The sequence below is a fragment of the Actinosynnema sp. NPDC020468 genome, from assembly GCF_040642015.1.
Taxonomy (GTDB): domain Bacteria; phylum Actinomycetota; class Actinomycetes; order Mycobacteriales; family Pseudonocardiaceae; genus Actinosynnema.
Genome location: NZ_JBFAEO010000022.1, coordinates 44,079 through 66,632, shown reverse-complemented (window position 1 = coordinate 66,632; position 22,554 = coordinate 44,079). Strand labels below are relative to the sequence as shown.

The 22,554-nt window shown below is 71.4% G+C and carries 21 protein-coding genes; 1 reads left to right on the top strand and 20 read right to left on the bottom strand.

From position 1 onward, the window contains the following. Position 1: 1 nt before the first annotated feature. The 14 genes from atpA to rpmE all read right to left on the bottom strand — a co-directional run bounded on the left by atpA (position 2) and on the right by rpmE (position 12,935). Positions 2 to 1,648, bottom strand: coding sequence for a F0F1 ATP synthase subunit alpha (gene atpA, locus AB0G50_RS17605; protein WP_360109090.1), 1,647 nt, complete (start codon positions 1,646 to 1,648; stop codon positions 2 to 4). A 62-nt stretch (positions 1,649 to 1,710) separates the two neighbouring features. After that, entirely contained in the window at positions 1,711 to 2,532 is an 822-nt protein-coding gene (locus AB0G50_RS17600; protein WP_360109087.1) for a F0F1 ATP synthase subunit delta, read from the bottom strand. A gap of 10 nt (positions 2,533 to 2,542) precedes the next feature. After that, entirely contained in the window at positions 2,543 to 3,085 is a 543-nt protein-coding gene (locus AB0G50_RS17595) for a F0F1 ATP synthase subunit B (protein ID WP_360109084.1), read from the bottom strand. A 31-nt stretch (positions 3,086 to 3,116) separates the two neighbouring features. Continuing rightward, positions 3,117 to 3,365 carry an ATP F0F1 synthase subunit C gene (locus AB0G50_RS17590; protein ID WP_360109081.1) on the bottom strand — a complete coding sequence of 83 codons (249 nt, stop codon included), beginning with the start codon at positions 3,363 to 3,365 and terminating at the stop codon, positions 3,117 to 3,119. Positions 3,366 to 3,426: 61 nt separating this feature from the next. Further along, positions 3,427 to 4,206: a F0F1 ATP synthase subunit A gene (gene atpB / locus AB0G50_RS17585; RefSeq protein ID WP_360109078.1), complete on the bottom strand. Its 780-nt coding sequence runs from the start codon at positions 4,204 to 4,206 to the stop codon at positions 3,427 to 3,429. A 152-nt stretch (positions 4,207 to 4,358) separates the two neighbouring features. After that, a complete protein-coding gene (locus AB0G50_RS17580; RefSeq protein ID WP_360109075.1) occupies positions 4,359 to 4,808 on the bottom strand; it encodes a hypothetical protein in 450 nt (149 codons plus the stop codon). Positions 4,809 to 4,873: 65 nt separating this feature from the next. Further along, a complete protein-coding gene (locus tag AB0G50_RS17575) occupies positions 4,874 to 6,034 on the bottom strand; it encodes an MraY family glycosyltransferase (RefSeq protein WP_360109072.1) in 1,161 nt (386 codons plus the stop codon). A 63-nt stretch (positions 6,035 to 6,097) separates the two neighbouring features. Continuing rightward, positions 6,098 to 6,748: an L-threonylcarbamoyladenylate synthase gene (locus AB0G50_RS17570; RefSeq protein ID WP_360109069.1), complete on the bottom strand. Its 651-nt coding sequence runs from the start codon at positions 6,746 to 6,748 to the stop codon at positions 6,098 to 6,100. 110 nt (positions 6,749 to 6,858) lie between these two features. Beyond that, positions 6,859 to 7,590: a metallophosphoesterase gene (locus tag AB0G50_RS17565; protein ID WP_360109066.1), complete on the bottom strand. Its 732-nt coding sequence runs from the start codon at positions 7,588 to 7,590 to the stop codon at positions 6,859 to 6,861. A gap of 498 nt (positions 7,591 to 8,088) precedes the next feature. Beyond that, a complete protein-coding gene (gene prmC, locus AB0G50_RS17560; protein ID WP_360109063.1) occupies positions 8,089 to 8,946 on the bottom strand; it encodes a peptide chain release factor N(5)-glutamine methyltransferase in 858 nt (285 codons plus the stop codon). A gap of 19 nt (positions 8,947 to 8,965) precedes the next feature. Further along, complete coding sequence (gene lpdA, locus AB0G50_RS17555; protein WP_360109060.1) at positions 8,966 to 10,351, bottom strand: dihydrolipoyl dehydrogenase; 1,386 nt, start codon at positions 10,349 to 10,351, stop codon at positions 8,966 to 8,968. A 10-nt stretch (positions 10,352 to 10,361) separates the two neighbouring features. Next, a complete protein-coding gene (locus AB0G50_RS17550) occupies positions 10,362 to 11,567 on the bottom strand; it encodes an acyl-CoA thioesterase/bile acid-CoA:amino acid N-acyltransferase family protein (protein ID WP_360109057.1) in 1,206 nt (401 codons plus the stop codon). Between the two features lie 15 nt (positions 11,568 to 11,582). Next, a complete protein-coding gene (gene prfA, locus AB0G50_RS17545; RefSeq protein WP_360109054.1) occupies positions 11,583 to 12,641 on the bottom strand; it encodes a peptide chain release factor 1 in 1,059 nt (352 codons plus the stop codon). 81 nt (positions 12,642 to 12,722) lie between these two features. Continuing rightward, entirely contained in the window at positions 12,723 to 12,935 is a 213-nt protein-coding gene (gene rpmE / locus AB0G50_RS17540; protein WP_360109051.1) for a 50S ribosomal protein L31, read from the bottom strand. A gap of 267 nt (positions 12,936 to 13,202) precedes the next feature. Here rpmE and AB0G50_RS17535 point away from each other — a divergent pair, with 267 nt between their 5' ends. After that, positions 13,203 to 13,565 (top strand): hypothetical protein, encoded by a 363-nt coding sequence (locus AB0G50_RS17535; protein WP_360109048.1) that lies wholly within the window; start codon positions 13,203 to 13,205, stop codon positions 13,563 to 13,565. A gap of 61 nt (positions 13,566 to 13,626) precedes the next feature. Here AB0G50_RS17535 and rho read toward each other — a convergent pair whose 3' ends face one another. From rho to argS, 6 genes are all read right to left on the bottom strand, one after another. Next, on the bottom strand, positions 13,627 to 15,723 hold the full coding sequence (gene rho / locus AB0G50_RS17530; RefSeq protein WP_360109045.1) for a transcription termination factor Rho: 2,097 nt from the start codon (positions 15,721 to 15,723) through the stop codon (positions 13,627 to 13,629). 344 nt (positions 15,724 to 16,067) lie between these two features. Beyond that, complete coding sequence (thrB, locus tag AB0G50_RS17525) at positions 16,068 to 16,940, bottom strand: homoserine kinase (protein ID WP_360109042.1); 873 nt, start codon at positions 16,938 to 16,940, stop codon at positions 16,068 to 16,070. Then, the gene (gene thrC, locus AB0G50_RS17520; protein ID WP_360109039.1) at positions 16,937 to 18,013 is read right to left on the bottom strand and encodes a threonine synthase; all 1,077 of its coding nucleotides are present in this window, start codon (positions 18,011 to 18,013) and stop codon (positions 16,937 to 16,939) included. Before thrC ends, thrB begins: the two co-directional genes overlap by 4 nt. Beyond that, positions 18,010 to 19,335 carry a homoserine dehydrogenase gene (locus AB0G50_RS17515; RefSeq protein ID WP_360109036.1) on the bottom strand — a complete coding sequence of 442 codons (1,326 nt, stop codon included), beginning with the start codon at positions 19,333 to 19,335 and terminating at the stop codon, positions 18,010 to 18,012. The genes thrC and AB0G50_RS17515 overlap by 4 nt, the downstream gene beginning before the upstream one ends. Before the next feature lies 1 nt (position 19,336). Then, on the bottom strand, positions 19,337 to 20,761 hold the full coding sequence (gene lysA / locus AB0G50_RS17510) for a diaminopimelate decarboxylase (protein ID WP_360109033.1): 1,425 nt from the start codon (positions 20,759 to 20,761) through the stop codon (positions 19,337 to 19,339). Further along, entirely contained in the window at positions 20,761 to 22,404 is a 1,644-nt protein-coding gene (gene argS, locus AB0G50_RS17505; RefSeq protein WP_360109030.1) for an arginine--tRNA ligase, read from the bottom strand. Before argS ends, lysA begins: the two co-directional genes overlap by 1 nt. Between the last annotated feature and the right edge of the window lie 150 nt (positions 22,405 to 22,554).

Genomic DNA, 22,554 nt, shown 5'->3' with positions numbered 1-22,554 from the left:
GTCACTTCTTGGCCGGAGCGGGTCGGTTGACCTTCACCGACTCCTGTCCGACCTGGTCGGCGTCCAACGCCTCCGCGGGCGCCTCGTTGACGACCGAGGCACCACCCGAGGCGGTGAACTGCTGCTTGAACGCGTTGACAGCGTCAACGATGCCCGTCTCGGCGTCCTTCGACAACGTCTTGCCCTCGCGGATGCCCGAGAGCACCGCGTCGTGGCTGCGCCGCAGGTGGTCAAGGAACTCCGCCTCGAAGCGGCGGACGTCGCCCACCGGCACCGAGTCGAGGTGGCCCTTGGTGCCGAGGTAGATCGAGACGACCTGCTCCTCGACGGGCACCGGGGAGTACTGGCCCTGCTTGAGCAGCTCGACCAGGCGGGCGCCGCGCTCCAGCTGGGCGCGGGAGGCCGCGTCGAGGTCCGAGGCGAAGGCGGCGAACGCCTCCAGCTCGCGGAACTGCGACAGGTCGAGGCGCAGCGAGCCGGAGACCGTCTTCATCGCCTTGATCTGCGCGGCGCCACCGACGCGGGACACCGAGATGCCCACGTTGACGGCCGGGCGCACACCGGCGTTGAACAGGTCCGACTCCAGGAAGCACTGGCCGTCGGTGATCGAGATGACGTTGGTCGGGATGTACGCCGACACGTCGTTGGCCTTGGTCTCGATGATCGGGAGACCCGTCATCGAGCCGCCGCCCATGTCGTCGGACAGCTTCGCGCAACGCTCGAGGAGGCGCGAGTGCAAGTAGAAGACGTCGCCCGGGTAGGCCTCGCGGCCCGGCGGACGGCGCAGCAGCAGCGAGATCGCGCGGTACGCCTCGGCCTGCTTGGTCAGGTCGTCGAAGATGATCAGGACGTGCTTGCCCTGGTACATCCAGTGCTGACCGATCGCGGACCCGGTGTAGGGCGCGAGCCACTTGAAGCCGGCCGAGTCGGACGCGGGCGCCGCGACGATGGTCGTGTACTCCAGGGCACCGGCCTCCTCCAGCGCGGCCTTGACGCCCGCGATGGTGGAGCCCTTCTGACCGACGGCGACGTACACGCAGCGGACCTGCTGCTGCGGGTCGCCCGAGTCCCAGGCCTTCTTCTGGTTGATGATCGTGTCGATGCAGACCGCGGTCTTGCCGGTCTTGCGGTCGCCGATGATCAGCTGGCGCTGACCGCGACCGATCGGGGTCATCGAGTCGATGGCCTTGATGCCCGTCTGCATCGGCTCGCCGACCGGCTGCCGCTGGAGCACGGACGCGGCCTGCAACTCCAGGGCGCGGTTGTCGTCGGCGACGACGTCGCCGAGGCCGTCGATGGGCTGACCGAGGGGGTTGACCACGCGGCCGAGGAAGCCGTCGCCGACCGGTACCGAGAGCACCTGGCCGGTCCGCTTGACCTCCTGGCCCTCCTCGATCTTGTCGAAGTCGCCGAGGATGACCGCGCCGATGGTGCGGACCTCGAGGCTCAGGGCGACGCCGAGGACCCCGCCCGGGAACTCCAGGATCTCGTTGGTCATCGTCCCCGGCAGGCCTTCGACGATGGCGATGCCGTCGTAGGTCTCGGCGACGACACCGACCTCTTCCCGGCTGACTTCCGGGGAGTAGCTCGAGACGTACTTCTCGATCGCACTGCGGATCTCGTCCGACGAGATCGTCAGCTCCGCCATGTCGTTCCTGCTCTCACTTCGTTCTGGGAAAGGGGCTTTTCGAAGCCGCGGTTCCGGTTCGGTCAGCCGGCGAGGTCGCGGCGCAGTGCCGCCAGCCGACCGGCCACGCTTCCGTCGATCACTTCGTCGCCGATCTTGATCAGCAGTCCACCGCGCAGCGTGGGATCCACTTCCACGTGCAGCGCGATCGGCCTGGAGTAGATCCGGGTCAGCGTGGCTTCGAGACGGTCCTGCTGTTCCGCGTCGAGTTCGACGGCGGAGCGGACGTGGGCGACCGAGCGCTCCCGGCGCTTGGCCGCGAGCGCGGCCAGGTCACCGAGACCGTTGACGACACCCTGTCCGCGGGGATCGCGGACGAGCTGGTCGACGAGGGTTTTGGTGACCTCGTCCACCTTGCCCGCCACCAGGCTGTCGACCAGGGCGACCTTGCCCGCGGGGGCGGCCGTCGGGTCGGACAGCGCGAGTTCGAGTTCGTGACTGCCCGCGACGATGCGGCCGAGCCGGAACAGCTCGTCCTCCACCGCGTCCAGCCTGCCCTCGCGCTCGGCCCGCACCAGCAGCGTGGTGCGGGCCAGGGACTCGACGCCGTCGACCAGCTCGCGGGGGCTGGACCAGCGGGACGTGACGACCGTGGCCAGCACCTGGAGCGTCGCGTCGGAGACCTTGTCGCCCAGCAGTCCGTGCAGCAGCTGCTCGCGGACCGACGGGTCGGACGAGTTCTCCGCGAGCGCGCGGCGCAGCGGAGGTTGACCCGACAGCAGGTCCACGACCGCGAACAGCTCCTCGCCGAGGGTGCCCGGCGTGGTGGCCGGGTTGTCGAGGACCTCCAGCAACCGCAGTTCGGCGGCGGCCAGTGCGTCCCGGCTAGCGGCGTGCAGCGTCATCGGCGTTCCCTCACTTGACGGCCGGAGCCGACGTGCCGTCCAGCTCCGCGAGGAACCGGTCGACGGTGCCCCGGCGGCGCACCTCGTCCTCCAGCGACTCGCCGACCACGCGGTCGGCCAGGTCGATGGCCAGCTTGCCCAGCTCGCCGCGCAGCTCCGCGACGATCTGCGCCCGCTGGGTCTCCAGCTGGGTCTGGCCCTGCGCGACGATCCGCGCGGACTCCTCCTGCGCCTTGGTCCGCAGCTCGCTGATGATCTGCTCGCCCTCGATACGGGCGTCGTCGCGGATCCGGGCCGCCTCCGCCCGGGCCTCGGCGAGCTGCGCCTTGTACTGCTCCAGCGTCTTCTGCGCCTCGGCCTGCGCCTGTTCGGCCTTCTCGATGCCGCCCTCGATCTTGGCGGTCCGCTCCTCGTACATCGCCTCGAAGCGCGGTGAGACGAACTTCTTGAGGACGAAGAACAGGATCAGGAACGAGATCAGGCCGAGGATGATCTCTGCGGGGTGCGGGAAGACCGGGTTCGGCGTCTCCGCAGCCACGATGAGGGTGTTCATCACAAGCCCTTCTTGTCTGCGATGAAGTAGCTCAGGCGCCGGTCGCGAGGAAGTACACGACGAAGCCGAGCAGCGCGAGGACCTCGACGATGGCGAACGTCGTCCAGGCGAGGCTCAGCAGCACGCCGCGGGCCTCGGGCTGGCGGGCGGTGCCGCTGATGACGGAGGAGAAGATCAGACCCACACCGATGCCGGGGCCGATCGCAGCGAGGCCGTAGCCGATGGCCGCCAGGCCCTTGTTCAGGTTGACGGCTTCCTGGGCAAGAACGATTGCGCTCACTTGTGCTGTTCCCTTTCCAACTCGGTCCGCGAACACTCGCGGATCGGAGGCTTGTTGTTTCTCAGTGCTCTTCCGCCAGCGCCATACCGATGTAGCTGGCGGACAGCAGAGCGAAAATGTAGGCCTGTAGCACCATGATCAGCGCTTCAAGGAACGTCAGCGCGATGGCGAAGATGAAGGCGATCGGCGCGACGACGACGGTCACACCGCCGTTCAGCAGCAGGAACTCACCGGCGAGGGTGAACACCAGCAGCAGCAGGTGGCCCGCGAACATCGCGGCGAACACTCGGATCGCCAGCGTGAGCGGGTTCAGCACGAACTTCTGGAAGAACTCGATCGGGATCAGCAGCGGAAGCACGAACCAGGGCGCGCCGGGCGGCATGGTCTGGTGCTTCAGGTAGCCGACGAAGCCGTGCCGCTTGAACCCGACGTAGTGGTACACCGGGTAAACGACGAGCAACGAGACGGCCAACGGGAAGCCGATGTGCGACATCGTCGGGAACTGCACGATCGGGATGAGCCCGAACAGGTTGTTCACCAGGACGAAGCAGAAGATCGAGAGGATGAGCGGAACGAACGGCTTGAAGTCCTTGCCGCCGATCTGCTCCCGGGCGATCGAGTTGCGCCCGATGTCGTAAAGCGACTCGGCCGCGAACTGGAACTTGCCCGGGATGAGCTTCAGCCTGCTGGACGCGGCCAGGAAGAAGCCCGCGATGATGATGATCGACAAGACCAGCAGGACCATGGGCTTGGTGACACTGCCGAAGATCGGCGGGAGAAAGAAGTCCTGTACGCCGGGCGCGACGAACTCATCACCCGCAGCCAGCACCATCGTGGTCACTGTGTTCCTTCCGGTTCTCCCGGCCGGCGTTCACTCCGCCGGGGGAATCGTCACGATCGGGACTAAACGTACCTTACGGACCGCAGCCGCTTGCCGAGGCACCCCCTCTTACCTGGGTGTCCCGTCCCGCGCGGACCGTACCAGCCGCTGGATCAGGTGTTCTCGGGGGACGTCGGGATGACGATCTGACTGCGACTGCGCTTGGAAGCGCGCACCTCCAGGAAGGTGGCCACCACGATCGTCGCCGCCATGGTGAGCGCGAACGCGTTCACGTGCAGCAACGGGAAGCGCCGCAGCAGGAACATGGCCGCCACCAGCAGGACCAGCTTGCCCAGGAAGCCGCTGAACGCGGCGACCATGATCACCTGGAGCGGCAGCGCGGCGGTTTGTCGCATCAGGAAGAGCGTGCCGACCGAGCACAGGCACGCGAGCGCGCCGCCGATCAACGCCCCGACCAGGCCGTTCACACCGGCCACGACGGTCCAGACGACGGCGCACACGGCGACCGTGGCCACCGAGGCCCACATCGCGGCGCGGAACATCTCACCCGCGAGCCGCCGCACGACGGTCTCGTGAGTCCACTCCTGGCTGACCTGGCTCATGTCACCTCATCCCACTACCTGGTGCCGAGTGTAAAAGGCACTTGGTGAGGGACCTTCAGGCGGGGTCAGGACCGCCTTACCTCGCGCAAACGGGGGACGGCCGAAACGAGGAACGCGAGCACCAGTCCGATGGCAAGGCACCACAGCACGACCGAGACGTCGAACAGCGTCAGCGCCACCGCGCCGAACGCCAGGACGCCGGCCCACAAGTAGATCAACAACACCGCGCGGCGCTGCGAGTGGCCGATCTCCAGGAGCCGGTGGTGCAGGTGCATCTTGTCCGCGGAGAACGGCGACTCGCCGCGGCGGGTACGCCGGATGACCGCCATGACCAGGTCCAACAGGGGGACGAAGAGCACCGCCGCGACCACCACGAGGGGTGACAAAAGGCCGAGCACGTCGGTCGCCTGGAGCGACTCGTAGTTGAGCTTGCCCGAGGCCGAGGTGGTGGCCGCGGCGAGCATCAGACCGATCAGCATCGAGCCCGAGTCGCCCATGAAGATGCGGGCCGGGTTGAAGTTGTGCGGCAGGAAGCCCAGGCACGCGCCGGCCAGCGTGGCGGCGATCAGGGCCGGGGGGTACGCACCGACGTCGCCACCGTTGTTGGCCAGCAGTCCGATGGAGAAAGCGCAGGTCGCAGCCGCGGCGATGAGCCCGATGCCGGCCGCCAGCCCGTCGAGGCCGTCCACGAAGTTCATCGCGTTGATCATGGTCACGGCGAGCAGCACGCTCAGCAGCGCGCCCTGGTTCTGGTCGAGCGAGAGCAGCGAGCCGGTGCCCGAACCCTGGTCGCCCCACGGCACCCAGAAGACCAGCCACTGGAGCCCGAACAGGACCAGGATCCCGGCTGAGGTGACCTGTCCGGCGAGTTTCGTCAGGGAGTCGAGCTCGAACCGGTCATCGAGCACCCCGACGAGGACGATCACGCCTCCGCCGACGATGACGGCGTACGGGTCGTCGGAGAAGTCGAACGCGGAGCGCAGCACCGGCAGCTGGTGGGCGAGCAGCATCCCGCCCAGCACACCGCCGTACATGGCGAGACCGCCCATTCGGGGCATGGGTTTCACATGCACGTCGCGCTGCCGGGGGTAGGCGACCGCGCCTATCCGGAAGGCCAGGGCGCGGACGAGTCCGACCAGCAGGAAGGTGACCACGGCGGCGGTCAGCGCGACGAGGAGGTACTCCCGGACCGGGAGGACGGTGGACGAGGCAGGCAACTGGCCCACGGGAAAGCTAGCTCCTCGGGTGGATCGGTAATGCCACCACGCTACTCCGAGCGTGAAGATCCACTAGCGCGCGACCTCGACTTGACCGCCGAGCACGTCGCGGACGTCCTGGACCGGCACCGCGCCCTCGCGCAGCACCAGCGGATCGGGGCCGGTCAGGTCCACGATGGTGGACGCGGTGTTGTCCGCGCACCGACCGCCGTCGAGGTAGATCGACACCTCTTCGCCCAACTGGGAGACGGCGTCGGCGGCCGTGACGGCGGGCGGGAAGCCGGACTTGTTCGCGCTGGAGACGGCCATCGGGCCGACGTCGCGCAGCAGTTCGAGCGCGACCGGGTGCAGCGGCATGCGCAGCATCACCGTGCCGCGGGTGTGGCCGAGGTCCCAGGCGAGCGAGGGCGCGTGCTGGAGCACGATCGACAGCCCGCCCGGCCAGAACGCCTCGATGAGCGCGCGCGCCTGCCGCGGCACGGACATGACCAGCCCGTCCACCGTGGTCCAGGAGCCGACGAGCACCGGCACCGGCATGTCCGGCCCGCGCCCCTTGGCCTCCAGCAGGCCGCGGACGGCGCGCGCGTCGAACGCGTCGCAACCGATCCCGTAGACCGTGTCGGTGGGCAGCACGACGATCCGCCCGGCCCGCACCGCCCCGGACGCCGCCGCCAGGCCGGCCGCCCGATCCGCCAGTTCACCGCAGTCGTAGACCGTGCTCACCCGTGAATCCTGGCACAGCCACGCTCCGCAACCGCCGCGAGTCCTCCCCTCGGGCCCGGTTCGGCGGCGCGAGTCGTGCGCTCAGGTCGCACGGGTTGTGCGCTCACGTCTCAGAACGCCCCTTCGAGCGGGGTGGCGTGGCTGACCTGGACCACGTGCGTGACGTCGTCGCGGTGCAGCAGGAACGCCGTCGGCTCCCGGGTGTAGCCGGTCACGCGGTCCGCGCGCAGGGTCAGCGACGTCTGGCGGTAGGTGCTCGGCGCGGTGGTGACGAGCGTGCGGCCGAACGGCGCGGTGACCGGCCGGTGCACGTGCCCCGCGAGCACCCGGACCACGGGGTGGCGGTCGAGGACGGCGGCCAGGTCGGCGGCGTCGGCGAGGTTGATCGCGTCCAGCAGCGGCAGGCCGACGGCCACCGGCGGGTGGTGCAGGCAGACGTACGCGGGCTTCGCGCCCAGCGTCCGGTCGAGCCACTCGAGCTGGTCGGGGCCGAGCAGGCCGCCGGGACCGTCCGGCCGCCGCGAGTCGAGCACCACGACCGCCGCGTCCGGGTAGTCGACCGCGTAGCGGGTCGGGGCGCCGGGGAACGCCCGGCCGAACGCGTCGGGGTCGTCGTGGTTGCCGAGCACGAGGTGCACCGGGATCGGGAAGCGGGCGAGGAGGTCGCGCAACAGCCCGTAGGCGTCGTGGCCGTACTCGCACAGGTCACCGGTGATCACCACGCAGTCCGGCCGCGGGTCGACCGCGAGCACCCGACCGAGCGCGAGGTGCAACGCCGCAACCGGCCCGTCGCGCAGCGCGTCGGCGCGCAGGTGGGTGTCGCTGAGGTGGGCGAGGAGCATTCCCCCATCACACCGACAGGTGACCCGACCACGCTCGCCGTTTCACCGACGGCGGAGCGGAACGCACGCCCGGCAGGAGGAAGGGAGGGGCGGAAGGCCGGGACGACGGTGGGCCTCGCAGATGGGCGGGCGTGGGCGGGAGGGTCGGCGGGCGCGGGCAGACGGGCGGGCAGGCGAGTGGGCGCGGGCAGGCGGGGCACGACGGCGGCCGCGCAGGCGGGCGGCCGGGCAGGCGGGGCACGACGGCGGCCGCGCAGGCGGGCGGCCGGGCAGGCGCGCGAGCAGGCGCAGGCAGGCAGACCAGGCAGGCGAGTGCGCGCGGAAAGACCGAGGGCCGTGGACGAACCCTTCGTGGTCCGTCATCGGGTCGGAGGCGGCGGGTGGCGCGGGATCGGCGGTGCGGCGGGTGGTGTCCGCGGGCCTGTCGGGGCCAGGAGCGGCGCGCCGTGGCGAAGCGGCGACCGGGTCGGGCGCGGCGGGTGGTGTCGGTCGGCCGGGTCAGGCGCGGCGGGCCGTGGTGAAGCGGGGGCGGCCGGTCAGGTCCGGGTGGTCCTTGGCGTCGGTGAGGACCTTGCGGGTGGTGAGGAGGGCCGGGACCGCGTCGCCCTGGGTGTCGTCGTGCTCGATCGCCACGTGGCCGCCCGGGCGCAGCAGGCGGGCGGCGAGGGTGACGACGTGGCGGATGACGGTCAGGCCGTCCTGGCCGCTGAAGACCGCGTCGTGGGGGTCGTGGTCGGCGACCTCCGGCGGCACGGGGGTGCCCTCCGGGACGTAGGGCGGGTTGCACAGCACCAGGTCCACCTGACCGTCCAAATCGGACAGCACGCCCGGCTCCGTCACGTCGGCGGCGTGCAGGTGGATCGGGGTGTCGCCGGCCGCGGCACGGGCGTTCGCGTTGCGGCGGGCCCAGGAAAGGGCTGTGTGGTCGCGTTCCACGGCGTGCACCGTCGCACGTGGACGATGGTGGGCGAACGCCAGCGCGATGGCGCCCGAGCCCGTGCACAGGTCGACCACGAGCGGCGCGGTGTCCACGACGGACAGCGACCAGTCCAGCAGCAGCTCGGTTTCCGGGCGGGGGGTGAACACGCCGGGGCCGACGAGCAGGTCCACGCCGTACAGGTGCGCGCTGCCGGTCAGGTGTTGCAGCGGCACGCGGTGGCACCGTTGCACCACGAGTTTGTGCAGCGCGTCCACGACCGACGGGTCGACCAGCGGGATCAGCGCGAGCCGGGAGCGGGGCACGCCCAGCACGTGGGCGGCCAGCAGCTCCGCGTCCACGCGCGGGCTGTCGACACCCGCTGCGGCCAGCATCCGTTCGGCTTCCAGAATGGCCAGGCGCAGCGGGTGTCGGGTCACGAAACCACAGCGTAGAGCGTCAGAAGTTGATCATGTGCCCGGCCAGGCCGTGCACCGCTTCCTTCACGGCCTCGCTCAGCGTCGGGTGCGTGTGCACGTTCCGCGCCACCTCGTGCACGGTCAGGTCCCACTGCTGCGCCAACGTCAGCTCGGGCAACAGCTCCGCCACGTCCGGCCCGATCAGGTGACCGCCGAGCAGCTCGCCGTACTTCGCGTCCGAGATCAGCTTCACGAACCCGGCCGAGTCGCCGAGACCGTGCGCCTTGCCGTTGGCGGTGAACGGGAACTTCGCGACCTTGACGTCGAAGCCCTTCTCCCGCGCCTGCGCCTCGGTGTAGCCGAAGCTCGCGATCTGCGGCTGGCAGAACGTCGCGCGCGGGATCATCACGAAGTCCAGCTCCTGGGTCTCCGCGCCGGCGATCGTCTCGGCCGCGATGACGCCCATGGACTCGGCCGCGTGCGCCAGCATCAACTTCGCCGTCACGTCGCCGATCGCGTAGATGCTCGGCACGTTCGTCCGGCCGCGCGCGTCCACCGCGATCGCGCCGCGCTCGGTCAGCTCGACGCCGGTGTTCTCCAGCCCGTAGCCCTGCGTGCGCGGCTGGAAGCCGATGGCCTGGAGGACCTTGTCCGCCTCCAGCACCTCCTCGACGCCGCCCTTGGACACCGTCACGCGGACCTTGTCGCCGCTGTCGTCGATCGACTCCACGCGCGTGCCGGTGCGCACGTCGATGCCCAACCGCTTGTACCGCTTGGCGAGCTCGGTGGAGACCTCCACGTCCTCCAGCGGCACCACGCGGTCCAGGAACTCCACGATCGTCACCTTGACGCCGTAGTTGTGCAGCACGTAGGCGAACTCGACGCCGATGGCGCCCGCGCCCGCGATCACGATCGAGCCGGGCAGCTCCGAGGACAGGATCTGCTCCTCGTAGGTCACCACCCGTTCGGACAGCGAGGTACCCGGAAGGAGGCGGGTGGTCGCGCCGGCCGCGATGATCGCGTGCTCGAACGTGACGGTCTCGTCGCCCACCTTGATGGTGTTGGCGTCGAGGAAGGTCCCCCGACCGTTGTACTCGGTGATCCCGTTCTTCTTCATCAGGAAGTGCACGCCCTTGACGCGCCCGTCCGCGACCTTGCGGCTGCGGTCGAACGCCGCGCCGTAGTCGAACGTCACCGAGCCCTCGACGCTGATGCCGTAGGTCTTCTGCTCGTGGGTGAACAGGTGCGCCAGCTCCGCGTTGCGCAGCAGCGCCTTCGACGGGATGCAGCCGACGTTCAGGCACACACCGCCCCAGTAACGCTCCTCGATGACGGCCGTCTTCAGTCCCAGCTGGGCCGCCCTGATCGCGGCGACGTAACCGCCTGGCCCAGCACCGAGGACCACGACGTCGAAGTGTGCGCTCATGCCCGACACACTAGGTGTCGAGCTGGTCCGAGAAGAACTCGACGGCACGCCTCCAGGCGTCCTCCCGCGCGGCCGCCGTGGCCTCCGGGGAACCGCCGTAGGAGAACGTCACACCCGGCCCGGGACCCGTCACCCCGGTCGTCGGCCGGTACACCGGACCCGCGATCAGGTGGCCTGCCTCGGGGTACACCACGTGCTCGTGCCGGTGCGGGTGGTCGTGCGCGGTCAGCCGATCCTCCGCGACCTCGCTCAGCTCGGTGCTCGGCCACACCCCGTCGCGCCCGGATGAGAGCAGCAACACACCGCCCGCGATCCGCTCGACCGGGATCTCCGCCGCCTCCGGCACGCCGTCGCCGAGGTCGTAGGCCAACCGCAGCGGCACCGGGTCGCCGTCGACCACCTTGGCGCGCAGCTCGTCCGGGATCGAGTACGGCAGGTACGGCACCGGCCGCCCGCCCAGCGTCCACGACGCGGCCTCGTGGTCCAGCTTCTTGAGCAACAGGTGTCCCGGACCGACGCACTGCGTCACCACCCCGGACCCGACCACGCTCACCACCGCGCGGATCTCGGGGAACGTCGCGCCGGCCAGCAGCGCCAGCTCGCCGCCGCGCGAGCCGCCGATCACCCCGACCGCGCCGGCCCGCGCGCCCAGCCACCGGACCGCGTCGCCGACGTACTCCAGCGGGATCTCGACCAGGTCGTCCGGCACGCCCTCGTGCCCGAAGTACGCGAGCGCCAGCGCGGCGAACCCGTGACCCGCCAGCAGGGCCGCGTCCAGCTCGTGCAGCCCGCCCTCGCTGCCGCCCAGCACGACCACGCCCGGATGGGTGGCCTCGTCGTCCGGCTCGAACAGCACGCCGACCAGCCCGCCCTCGCGGACTTCCGTGCGCCGCACTCCGGCGGGCACGGTCTGCCGGTCCAGCACGACCTCGCCGACCCCGTCGGCGGACACGACCGTCGGCCCCGGCCGCTCCCCCGTGGGCGTCATGGACCAGAACAGGCCCATCGGGTCGACGCCGGAGTACGAACCCGCGATCGGCGCGTGCACCGACAGGTCCACCACGCCGCGCTCGTCCGCGACGAACTCGGCCTCGGCGGCGTGATCACCGGTGGAGGCGCGGAGGACGACCGACTCGTGCGCGGGCAACCCCGTCACGAGGATCGAGAGCGCGGTGTCGAAGGGCGCCGTCCGGGGATCGACCAGGATCTCCGCCATCGAGCCTCCAGCTCGTCAGCCCCCGGCGAGCCGCTCCGCCCGGTCCGCCGACGCCAGGGCGTCGAGCACCGCGTCCAGATCGCCGTCGAGCACTTGGTCCAGGTTATGTGCTTTGTACCCAACCCGGTGGTCGGAGATGCGGGATTCGGGGAAGTTGTACGTGCGCACCCGCTCGGACCGGTCGACGGTGCGGATCTGGGTGCGCCGGGCGTCGGACGCCTCCTGCTGCGCCTTCTCCTCGGCCAGCGCGGTGAGGCGGGCCTGGAGGACCTGCATCGCGCGCGCCTTGTTCTGCAACTGCGACCGCTCGTTCTGGCAGGACACCACGATGCCCGTGGGCAGGTGCGTGATGCGGACCGCCGAGTCGGTCGTGTTGACGCTCTGACCGCCCTTGCCCGACGAGCGGAACACGTCCACCCGCAGGTCGTTCTCGTCGATCTCGATCTCGACGTCCTCGGTCTCCGGGAACACCAGCACGCCCGCGGCGGAGGTGTGGATCCGACCCTGCGACTCGGTCACCGGCACCCGCTGCACCCGGTGCACGCCGCCCTCGAACTTCAGCCGCGACCACACGCCGTCCGGGGTGACCGCCTTCGACTTGATCGCGACCGTGACGTCCTTGAACCCGCCCAGGTCGGAGTCGGTGCCGTCGAGCACCTCGGCCTTCCAGCCCTGGCGCTCGGCGTAGCGCAGGTACATCCGCAGCAGGTCGCCCGCGAACAGCGCGGACTCCTCGCCGCCCTCGCCGGACTTGATCTCCAGCACCACGTCGGCGCCGTCGTGCGGGTCGCGCGGCAGCAGCAGCTCGGTCAGCCGCTCCTCCAACCCCGGGATCCGGCCGCGCAGCTCGTCCGCCTCCTGCGCGAACGCCGCGTCCTCGTCGGCCAGTTCGCGCGCGGCCTCCAGGTCCTCGCGGACCTGGTCGAGCTCGCGGGCGGTGCGCACGATCGGCGTCAGCTCGGCGTAGCGCTTGCCGAGCTTGCGCGCGCCCGCCTGGTCGGCGTGCACCGACGGGTCGGCCAGCTTGGCCTCCAGCTCGGCGTGCTCGGCGAGCAGTGCGTCCAGGGTGGTCATGTCCTCGGTCCTTCTTCGGTGGGAAAGACGAAACGGCGCCCACCCCCGGTGCGGCCCGGGGTTGGACGCCGTTGAAGTCGGCTACTTGGCGCGCTTGCCGTAGCGGGCCTCGAACCGCGCCACGCGACCGCCGGTGTCGAGGATGCGCTGCTTGCCGGTGTAGAACGGGTGGCAGCTGGAGCAGACCTCGACCTGGATGGAGCCGGTGCCCTTGGTGCTGTGGGTGGCGAAGGAGTTGCCACAGCCGCAGGTCACCTGGGTCGGCACGTACTGGGGGTGGATGCCGGTCTTCAACGTCTTGTCCCTTTCGGATGGTGGCCGCCGGGTCCCTTGTAGCCGTGGGTGAACCGGAGCCGGACTCGACCTGACAGTCTGCCAGATACGCCGTCGATCGCTGCAACACGGTGCCGGCCGCGGTTGTTCCCGTCGTTGCGCCCGCGCGCCGCTGGTCGTCCCCCAGCGGCCACTGAGCGCTCAGGGGCGCCGTTCGACTACGCGCGGTTCTCGGATGGGCCGTTCGGACCCCAGACTGTGCGCGTGTTCTGTACAACCGGGAGCCCGATGCGTCCGACCACCTGGTTGGTCGTGCCCTTCGCCTTCGCGCTGTCCGTGCTCGGCCTCGTCTCGATCCTGACCGCCGCGCTCGGCGACTTCAGCCCCGTCGGCCTCTCCGCGATCCACGTGGCCGCGGGTGTCGCGGTCGCCGCCGCCTGCGCCGACCACGTCGCCTGGCCCGTCGCCCGCTGGCTGCGGTGGGCCTACCTGGCCGCCGTGCTGACCGCGGGCGTGCTGCTCGACGGTGTCCGCGTCCCGCTGGTCGTCGCGCTCCTGCTGGGCGTGCCCGTGCTGCTCTCCCTGGTCCGCGCCTACGTCGTGGAACGCCGCCGGACCCGCTCCGACCACACGAGCGGCTGGTCCTCCTGACCCCGACGAGGAAGGCCCCGCCCGGCGTGCTGCCGGACGGGGCCCTCGACGACCGCGTGGATCAGACGCCGTCCTGACCCGGGGTGGTCTTCGCCACCTGCATCAGGAACTCGATGTTGGTCCGGCTCTTGCGGAGCCGGTCCAGCAGCAGGTCGATCGCCTGCTGGCTGTCCAGGGCGTGCAGGACGCGACGCAGCTTGTGCATCACGGCCAGCTCGTCCGGGGACAGCAGCAGGTCCTCCTTGCGGGTGCCCGACGAGTCGACGTCCACCGCCGGGAAGGTCCGCTTGTCCGCGATCTTGCGGTCCAGCTTGAGCTCGGCGTTGCCGGTGCCCTTGAACTCCTCGAAGATCACGCTGTCACCCGCGGACCCGGTCTCGACCAGGGCCGTCGCGATGACGGTCAGCGAGCCGCCGCCCTCGATGTTGCGCGCCGCGCCGAGGAACCGCTTCGGCGGGTAGAGCGCCGTCGAGTCGACACCACCGGACAGGATGCGGCCGGACGCCGGCGCCGCCAGGTTGTACGCGCGACCCAGGCGGGTGATCGAGTCCAGCAGCACGACCACGTCGTGACCCATCTCGACCAGGCGCTTGGCCCGCTCGATGGCCAGCTCCGAGATCGTCGTGTGGTCCGACGGCGGGCGGTCGAAGGTGGAGGCGATGACCTCGCCCTTCACCGACCGCTGCATGTCGGTCACTTCCTCGGGACGCTCGTCCACCAGCACCACCATCAGGTGGCACTCGGGGTTGTTCGTCGTGATCGCGTTCGCGATCGACTGGAGCACCGAGGTCTTGCCCGCCTTCGGCGGCGACACGACCAGCGCGCGCTGCCCCTTGCCGATCGGCATCACCAGGTCGATGACGCGCGTCGTCAGGATGTGCGGTTCCGTCTCGAGGCGCAGGCGCTCGTTCGGGTACAGCGGGGTCAGCTTGGTGAAGTCGGGCCGGTTGCGCGACTCCTCCGGGTCCAGCCCGTTGATCTTGTCGACGCGCACCAGCGGGTTGAACTTCTGCCGCTGCTGCTCGCCGTCCCGGGGCTGGCGGACCGCGCCGATGATCGCGTCGCCGCGGCGCAGGCCGTACTTGCGGACCAGCGAGAGCGACACGTAGACGTCGTTCGGCCCGGCCAGGTAGCCCGACGTGCGGACGAACGCGTAGTTCTCCAGCACGTCGAGGATGCCGGCGACGGGCAGCAGCACGTCGTCGTCGCGCACCTCGGTGTCGGTGGCGCGACCGGTGTCCTCGCCACGACCGCCACGACGGCGGCGGTCCCGGAAGCGACGGCCGCGACGGCCGCCCTCCTCGTCGTCGTCTTCCTGCACGACGTTCTGCCGGTTGCGATTCTGGTCGCGGTCGCGATCGCCGCGACCGCCCCGGTCCTCGCGGTTGCCCCGGTCCCGGTTGCGCTCCTGGCGGTCGCCCCGGTCCGGACGGTCGCCGCGGTCGCCGCGCTCGGACCGGTCGCCCCGGTCCTGGCGCTGTTCGCGCTGCTCACCGCGGTCCTGGCGGTCCTGGCGCTCGGCCCGGTCCGGCCGTTCCTGGCGCTCGGACCGGTCCTGGCGGTCGGGTCGGTCCTGCCGCTCGGCCCGGTCCTGGCGCTCGGGTCGCTGCTGCTGGGGCTGCTGCGGCTGCTCGACGGGCGCGGCGGGAGCCTCGGACGACGCGGGCGCCTCCGGGCTGCCGGCGGGCCGGTTCGCCGAACGACGACGCCGGTTGCCGCGTCGACCGCCCTCCTCCTCCGGGGACGAGGGACGCTCGGCGACGTCCAACTGCTGCTGGGTGGGCTTCTCCACCGCCTTCTCCGCGACCACGGCGGGCTTCTCGGCGGCGGGCGCCTCGGTGGGCTTCTCGACCACCGGGGCGGCCTTCTTCTCGGCCTTGGGCGGCGTCGCGGCACTGCCCCGACCGGAGGTGCCGCCCTGCCGCTCCTTGATGGCCGCGATCAGGTCGCCCTTGCGGAGACCGGCGGTCCCGGTGATACCCAGCTGGCCGGCCAGTTCGCGGAGTTCGGCCAGCACCATTCCGGAGAGGCCGGCTCGCTTGCGCGGCGGGGCGCTGCCGTTCGAAGGGGTGGACAGAACGTTCTCCTCGGCTCCGGAACTGGCAGCGGCGTTGGGAGCAGCTGGAGCTTCGCTGCTCAGCACATCAGTGTTGCTCACACATGTCCTTCCTGACCGGACCGCGCCTCCTACGCGGCCCAGCGGACCTGCCGTCCGACGGAATGCGGTCCGGCAGTTTCGCCCCGGTGCAGGCAGACCTCGTCGGCGCGATTGCGCGCGCGAAAGCGGAGTCCACGAGTACGGGACTTTCGGTCACACGGCGAGCGGGTGCCTTCCAGCTGCGACCCCGTCCGTACGGCACAGGGCCAGGTCACTGGAGGAATGCGATCCGGAACGAACGTCCGGGCACCACACCGGCGCCCGTGCGCGCGGTGACTGATGGCCCCGAGGGTAGACGGAGCCCCGGCCAGGTGCAACAACCGGGGCTCGGCGCGTCGCCTCACTCAACCGAGTGGCGCAACGCACACCCCGTCCTGATCCACCGGCACGCGGAGTGCGGTGAAGCCGGAATACCCCACCCCGTCGGGCAGCACGCCGCCCTCCGGAAGGGCGAGCACGGTCGGTCCGGCACCGGACACCGCGGCCGCCGTCCCGGCCGCCCGCAACGCCCGCACCAGCTCCGTCGTCGCAGGCCAGGCCGGTTGCCGGTACGGCTCGTGCAGCCGGTCGTCCAGGGCCTCCGGCAGCAGCGACGGGTCCCTGGTGAGCGCGTGCACGGCCAGCGCCGACCGGCCCGCGGCGAACGCCGCGTCCTCGTGCGGCACCACGGCGGGCAGCAGACCGCGGGTGGTCTTGGTCGAGGACTCCTGCGTGGGCACGAACACCACCGGCGCGAGCGACGGGTGTGTGTCCAGGCGCACGGCCCGGTACCGGCCCGCCGAGGTCCAGGCCACGACCGCGCCGCCGAACATGCTGGCGGCGGCGTTGTCGGCGTGGCCCTCGAACTCGGCGGCGAGTTGCAACGCGCTCGTGTCCAACTCGCGACCGGCCAGCGCGTACGCCGCCGCCACCCCGGCCACCACGGCCGCGGCCGACGAGCCGAGACCGCGCGAGTGCGGGATCGCGTTGCGGCACCGCAGCACGAGGCCGGGCACCTTCAGGTCCAGCGCCTCGGACGCCGCCACGAAGGCCCGCACCACCAGGTGCGACTCGTCGGTCGGCACGTCCGCGCCCTCGCCCGAGACCTCCACGAGCAGGCCGTCGTCCACCACGTGGAACTCCAGCTCGTCGTGCAGGCCCAGCGCGAGGCCGAGCGCGTCGAAGCCGGACCCCAGGTTGGCCGTCGAGGCCGGGACCCGGACGCGGACGCCGCTCACCCGAGTTCCAGCGCGGACGCCACCGCTCCGGAGTCGACCGGCACGGGCTCGACCTCGGCCATGCCCAGCAGGGCGGTGCCCGGGTCCTTGAGGCCGTGGCCGGTCACCGTGCAGACGACGACCGAGCCTCGGGGCAGCCGGCCGTCCGCCGCGGTCGCCAGCAGGCCCGCGACGCTGGTCGCGGAGGCGGGCTCCACGAAGATCCCGTCGTGGGACGCGAGCAGCCGGTAGGCCTCGAGGATCTTCTCGTCGGTGACGGCCTCGAACAGGCCGCCCGACTCGTCCTTGGCGGTCACCGCGCCGGTCCACGAGGCGGGGCTGCCGACCCGGATGGCCGTCGCGATGGTCTCCGGGTTCGGCACCGGCTCGCCCAGCACCAGCGGCGCGGAGCCCGCGGCCTGGAAGCCGAACATCCGGGGCGTCGAGGCCACCACGCCGTCCGCCGCGTACTCCGAGTAGCCGCGCCAGTACGCGGTGATGTTGCCCGCGTTGCCGACCGGCAGGCAGTGCACGTCCGGCGCCCGGCCGAGCACGTCGCAGATCTCCCACGCGGCGGTCTTCTGGCCGATCAGCCGCACCGGGTTGACCGAGTTGACCAGCGTGATCGGGTACTCGGCAGCGGTCTTGGACGCCAGTTCCAGACAGTCGTCGAAGTTGCCGTCGATCTGGAGGATCCGCGCGCCGTAGGCGACCGCCTGGGCCAGCTTGCCCAGCGCGATCTTGCCCTGCGGCACCAGCACCGCGGCGGTGAGCCCGGCCTTGGCCGCGTACGCGGCGGCCGCCGCCGAGGTGTTGCCCGTCGACGCGCAGATCACCGCCTTGATGCCGCTGGCCAGCGCGTAGGTCATGGCCACGGTCATGCCGCGGTCCTTGAACGAACCCGTCGGGTTCGCGCCCTCGACCTTCACGTACACCCGGCACCCGGTGACGTCGGACAGGTAGTCCGAGGCCACCAGGGGCGTGCCGCCCTCGTGCAGCGTGACGACCTTCGCCCCCTCGGGGAGCGGGATCCGGTCCGCGTAGGCGTGGATCACGCCGGGCCAGCCCGGTCGCACGCCCGCTTGGATCGTCATGACTCTTCGCCTTCCACCCGCATCACACTGACCACTTCCCGTACCACGGGCAGTCCGCCGATTTTGTCCACGGTCGACCGCAGTGCCGCGTCCGTCGCGGCGTGGGTGACGATCACCAGGCTGGCGTCGTCCACCCGCCCCTCCTGTCGCACGGCCGCGATGCTCACGTCGTGTTCCGCGAACACCGCCGCCACCTGCGACAACACACCTGGCCGGTCGGCCACGTCGAGGCTGATGTGGTACCGCGTCGGAGTCTGCCCCATCGGCCGCGCGGACAGGCCCGCGTACGCCGACTCGCGGGGTCCGCGCCCGCCGACCACCCGGTTGCGGGCCGCGGCGACGAGGTCGCCCAGCACCGCGCTCGCGGTCGGCGCGCCACCGGCGCCCTGGCCGTAGAACATCATCTCGCCGGCCGCGTCGGCCTCCACGAACACCGCGTTGAACGCGCCGTTCACGCCGGCCAGCGGGTGCGTCCGGGGGATCATCGCCGGGTGCACGCGCACCGCCACCGACTCGTGGCCGTCCCGCGTCACGCGCTCGCAGATCGCCAGCAGCTTGACCGTCCGGCCCAGGCCCTTGGCGGCGGCGATGTCCGCCGCGCTGACCGAGGCGATGCCCTCGCGGTAGACGTCCGAGGCGGTCACCCGCGAGTGGAACGCGAGCGAGGCCAGGATCGCGGCCTTGGACGCCGCGTCGAAGCCGTCGACGTCGGCCGTCGGGTCCGCCTCGGCGTACCCGAGCCGGGTGGCCTCCTCGAGGGTTTCCGAGTAGCTCGCCCCGGTGGAGTCCATCCCCGACAGGATGAAGTTCGTGGTCCCGTTGACGATGCCCATCACCCGGGTGATGCGGTCGCCGGCGAGCGATTCGCGCAGCGGCCGCAGCAGCGGGATCGCGCCCGCCACCGCCGCCTCGAAGTACAGGTCGGCGCCCGAGGCGTCGGCCGCCTCGAACAGCTCGGCCGAGTGCTCGGCGAGCAGCGCCTTGTTCGCCGAGACGACCGACTTGCCCGCGCGCAGCGCGTCGAGCAGCAGCGTCCGGGCGGGCTCGATGCCGCCGATCAGCTCCACGACCACGTCCACGTCGCCCGCCACCAGCGCGGCCGAGTCGGTGGTCAGCAGCTCCGCCGGGACGTCCCGGTGCTTGTTGGGCTTGCGCACGGCGATGCCGACCAGCTCGACCGGCGCGCCGATGCGCGCGGTGAGGTCGTCGGCCTGCCCGGTGAGCAGCCGGACCACCTCGGTGCCCACCGTGCCGCAGCCGAGCAGCGCCACCCTGATGGGTTTGCGGTCGGGCGAGTCTTCGCCGAGGGCTTTCCCGGGCACGTCATACCTCCAGGCGGAACAGGTCTTCCTCGGTCTCCCGGCGCAGCAGCAACCGGGACGTGCCGTCCACGACGGCGGCGAGCGCGGGCCGGGGTAGCCGGTTGTAGCCGCTGGCCATCGAGTAGCAGTACGCGCCGGTCGCGGCGACCGCGAGCAGGTCGCCGGGAGCGAGGTCGTCGGGCAGCCAGCAGTCGCGCACCACCACGTCGCCGGACTCGCAGTGCTTGCCGACCACCCGGCACAGCACCGCCTTCGCGTCCGGCGACGCCGCGCGGGACACCAGCCTGCAGTCGTACACCGCGTCGTACAGCGCGGTGCGGATGTTGTCGCTCATGCCGCCGTCCACGCTGACGTACCGGCGGATGGCGCCCGCGTCGAGCGCGACGTCCTTGATGGTGCCGACCTCGTAGAGCGTCACCGTGCCGGGTCCGACGATGGCGCGGCCCGGCTCGACCGCGATCTTCGGCGTCGGCAGGCCGGCGTGCTCGCACTCCTTGGCCACGATGTCGCGCAGCTGACGGGCCAGCTCGGCGGGCGGCGGCGGGTCGTCGTCCGCGGTGTAGGCGATGCCGAGCCCGCCGCCGAGGTCCACCGTGGACACGTGGTCCAGGATCCCGGCGCCGTGCTCGTCGCGCAGTTCCGCGAGCAGGCCGATCACCCGGCGCGCGGCCACCTCGAACCCGCTCGCGTCGAAGATCTGCGAGCCGATGTGGCTGTGCAGCCCGATCAGCTCCAGGCCGTCGGACTTGAGCACCCGGCGCGCGGCCTCGGCGGCGTCGCCGGAGGACAGCGAGAAGCCGAACTTCTGGTCCTCGTGCGCGGTCGCGATGAACTCGTGCGTGTGCGCCTCGACGCCCACCGTCACCCGGATCATCACCGGCTGCACGCGACCGCGCTCGCGCGCGACCTGGTCCAGCCTGGCGATCTCGTGGAACGAGTCCAGCACCACCGCGCCGACGCCCGCCTCGACCGCGGCGGTCAGCTCGGCGAGCGACTTGTTGTTGCCGTGCAAGGCGATCCGCCCGGCCGGGAAGTCCGCGCGCAGCGCGATGGCCAGCTCGCCGCCGCTGCACACGTCAATGCTCAGGCCCTCCTCGGCGACCCACCGCGCGATCGCGACGGACAGGAACGCCTTGGACGCGTAGTGCACGTGCGTCGGGTCGCCGAACGCGTCGGCGTGGTCGCGGCAGCGGGACCGGAAGTCGGCCTCGTCCACCACGAACAGCGGGGTGCCCTGCTGCTCGGCGAGCGCGCGCACGTCGACGCCAGCGAGGCGGACCACGCCGTCCTCGCCGCGCTCGGCGTTGCGCGGCCACACCTGCGGGTGCAGCCGGTCGAGGTCGTCCGGAGTGGACGGTCGGTTGCCCGCCGTGTTCGACGGGACCAGGACGTCGGCGTGCCGGGGACCGGCGGGGTGCGCGCGCATCACATCCGCTCCGGAGCGGTCACGCCCAGCAGCGCCAGGCCGTTGACGAAGACCTGCCTGGTGGCCGCGCACAGCCGCAACCGGGCCCGGTGCAGCTCGCCGACCTCCTCGTCGCCACGCGGCAGCACGCGGCACGCCTCGTAGAACCGGTGGTAGGTGCCGGCCAGCTCCTCCAGGAACCGGGCCACCCGGTGCGGCTCGCGCAGCTCGCCCGCCGCCGCGACCACCCGGGGGAACTCGCCGAGGGTGCGGATGAGGTCGCCCTCGCGGTCGTGCGTGAGCAGGTCGAGCGCGTCTCCGGGCTCGACGCCCAGCTCGGCCGCGTTGCGCAGCAGCGACGCCAGCCTGGAGTGCGCGTACTGCACGTAGAACACCGGGTTGTCGTTGCTGCGCTTGCGCAGCAGGTCGAGGTCGACGTCGAGCGAGGAGTCCACCGAGGACCGGATCATGGCGTACCGCGCGGCGTCCACGCCGACCGCCTCCACCAGGTCCTGCATGGTGATCACGGTGCCGGCGCGCTTGCTCATCCGGACCGGCTTGCCGTCGCTGACCAGGTTGACCATCTGGCCGATCAGCACCTCGACCGCGGCCGGGTCGTCGCCGACCGCCGCCGCGGCGGCCTTGAGCCTGCCGATGTAGCCGTGGTGGTCCGCGCCGAGCATGTAGATGCACAGGTCGAAACCGCGCGACCGCTTGTCCAGGAAGTACGCGATGTCGCCGGCGATGTAGGCGGTGTCGCCGTCGCTCTTGACGACCACCCGGTCCTTGTCGTCGCCGAACTCGGTGGACCGCAGCCACCAGGCGCCGTCCTTCGCGTACAGCGAGCCGGAGGCCTTGAGCCGCTCGACGACCGCGCCGACCGCGCCCGACTCGTGCAGCGAGTTCTCGTGGAAGTACACGTCGAAGTCGGTGCCGAAGTCGTGCAGGTCGCGCTTGATCTCCTCGAACATGAGGTTCACGCCGACCCGGCGGAACACCTCGTGGCTGTCCGGGGCGGTCAGCGCGCTCGGCTCCTGGCGCAGCACCTCGGCCGCGATGTCGGAGATGTAGCCGCCCGCGTAGCCGTCCTCGGGCGCGGGCTCGCCCTTCGCGGCGGCGATCAGGGACCGGACGAACCGGTCGATCTGCGCGCCCGCGTCGTTGAAGTAGTACTCGCGCGTCACGTCGCCGCCGTTGGCGGCCAGGATCCGGCCGAGCGCGTCGCCGACCGCGGCCCAGCGGGTGCCGCCGAGGTGGATCGGGCCCGTCGGGTTCGCCGAGACGAACTCGAGGTTGACGCGGGTGCCCGCGAGCTGGTCGCCGCGGCCGTAGCGGTCACCCTCGGTGAGCACCTGGCGCACGATGTCGCCCTGCGCGTCGGCGGCGAGGCGGATGTTGAGGAAGCCGGGACCGGCCACGTCCGCGGACGCGATGGCGTCCGTCGCGGTCAGCGCCTGCGCCAGCCAACCGGCCAGGTCGCGGGGCACGACACCGAGCTTCTTGGCGGTCTGGAGCGCGAGGTTGGTGGCGTAGTCGCCGTGCTCGGGGTTGCGGGGTCGCTCGATCGTGACCGCCCCGGGAAGCGCGGCGGGGTCGAGACCGCGGGTGGACAGCACGTCCACGGCGGTCTCCCGGACCAGTTGAGCGAGTGCAGCGGGAGTCACCCGACAAGTCTAGGGAACTGTTGTCGCTGGTCTCGACCGGGTTGCGCGTCCCGGCAGGTGGGAGGCCCGCTGTTGATGTCAACGGCGGGTGACCGGCAGTTGACGGCGACCAGACACGGGGTCCCTACACTGACCGGCGGCATGGGCGTA

Coding starts and splice junctions, on each gene's coding strand:
- AB0G50_RS17600 (WP_360109087.1), bottom strand. CDS start 2,532: ATGACGCTGCACGCCGCTAGCCGGGACGCACTGGCCGCCGCCGAACTG.
- lpdA (WP_360109060.1), bottom strand. CDS start 10,351: ATGAGCGCACACTTCGACGTCGTGGTCCTCGGTGCTGGGCCAGGCGGT.
- prfA (WP_360109054.1), bottom strand. CDS start 12,641: ATGACCACCCTGGACGCACTGCTCGCCGAGCACGCCGAGCTGGAGGCC.
- AB0G50_RS17535 (WP_360109048.1), top strand. CDS start 13,203: ATGCGTCCGACCACCTGGTTGGTCGTGCCCTTCGCCTTCGCGCTGTCC.
- AB0G50_RS17580 (WP_360109075.1), bottom strand. CDS start 4,808: ATGAGCCAGGTCAGCCAGGAGTGGACTCACGAGACCGTCGTGCGGCGG.
- AB0G50_RS17565 (WP_360109066.1), bottom strand. CDS start 7,590: ATGCTCCTCGCCCACCTCAGCGACACCCACCTGCGCGCCGACGCGCTG.
- thrC (WP_360109039.1), bottom strand. CDS start 18,013: ATGACGATCCAAGCGGGCGTGCGACCGGGCTGGCCCGGCGTGATCCAC.
- lysA (WP_360109033.1), bottom strand. CDS start 20,761: ATGCGCGCGCACCCCGCCGGTCCCCGGCACGCCGACGTCCTGGTCCCG.
- atpA (WP_360109090.1), bottom strand. CDS start 1,648: ATGGCGGAGCTGACGATCTCGTCGGACGAGATCCGCAGTGCGATCGAG.
- AB0G50_RS17550 (WP_360109057.1), bottom strand. CDS start 11,567: ATGGCGGAGATCCTGGTCGATCCCCGGACGGCGCCCTTCGACACCGCG.
- AB0G50_RS17595 (WP_360109084.1), bottom strand. CDS start 3,085: ATGAACACCCTCATCGTGGCTGCGGAGACGCCGAACCCGGTCTTCCCG.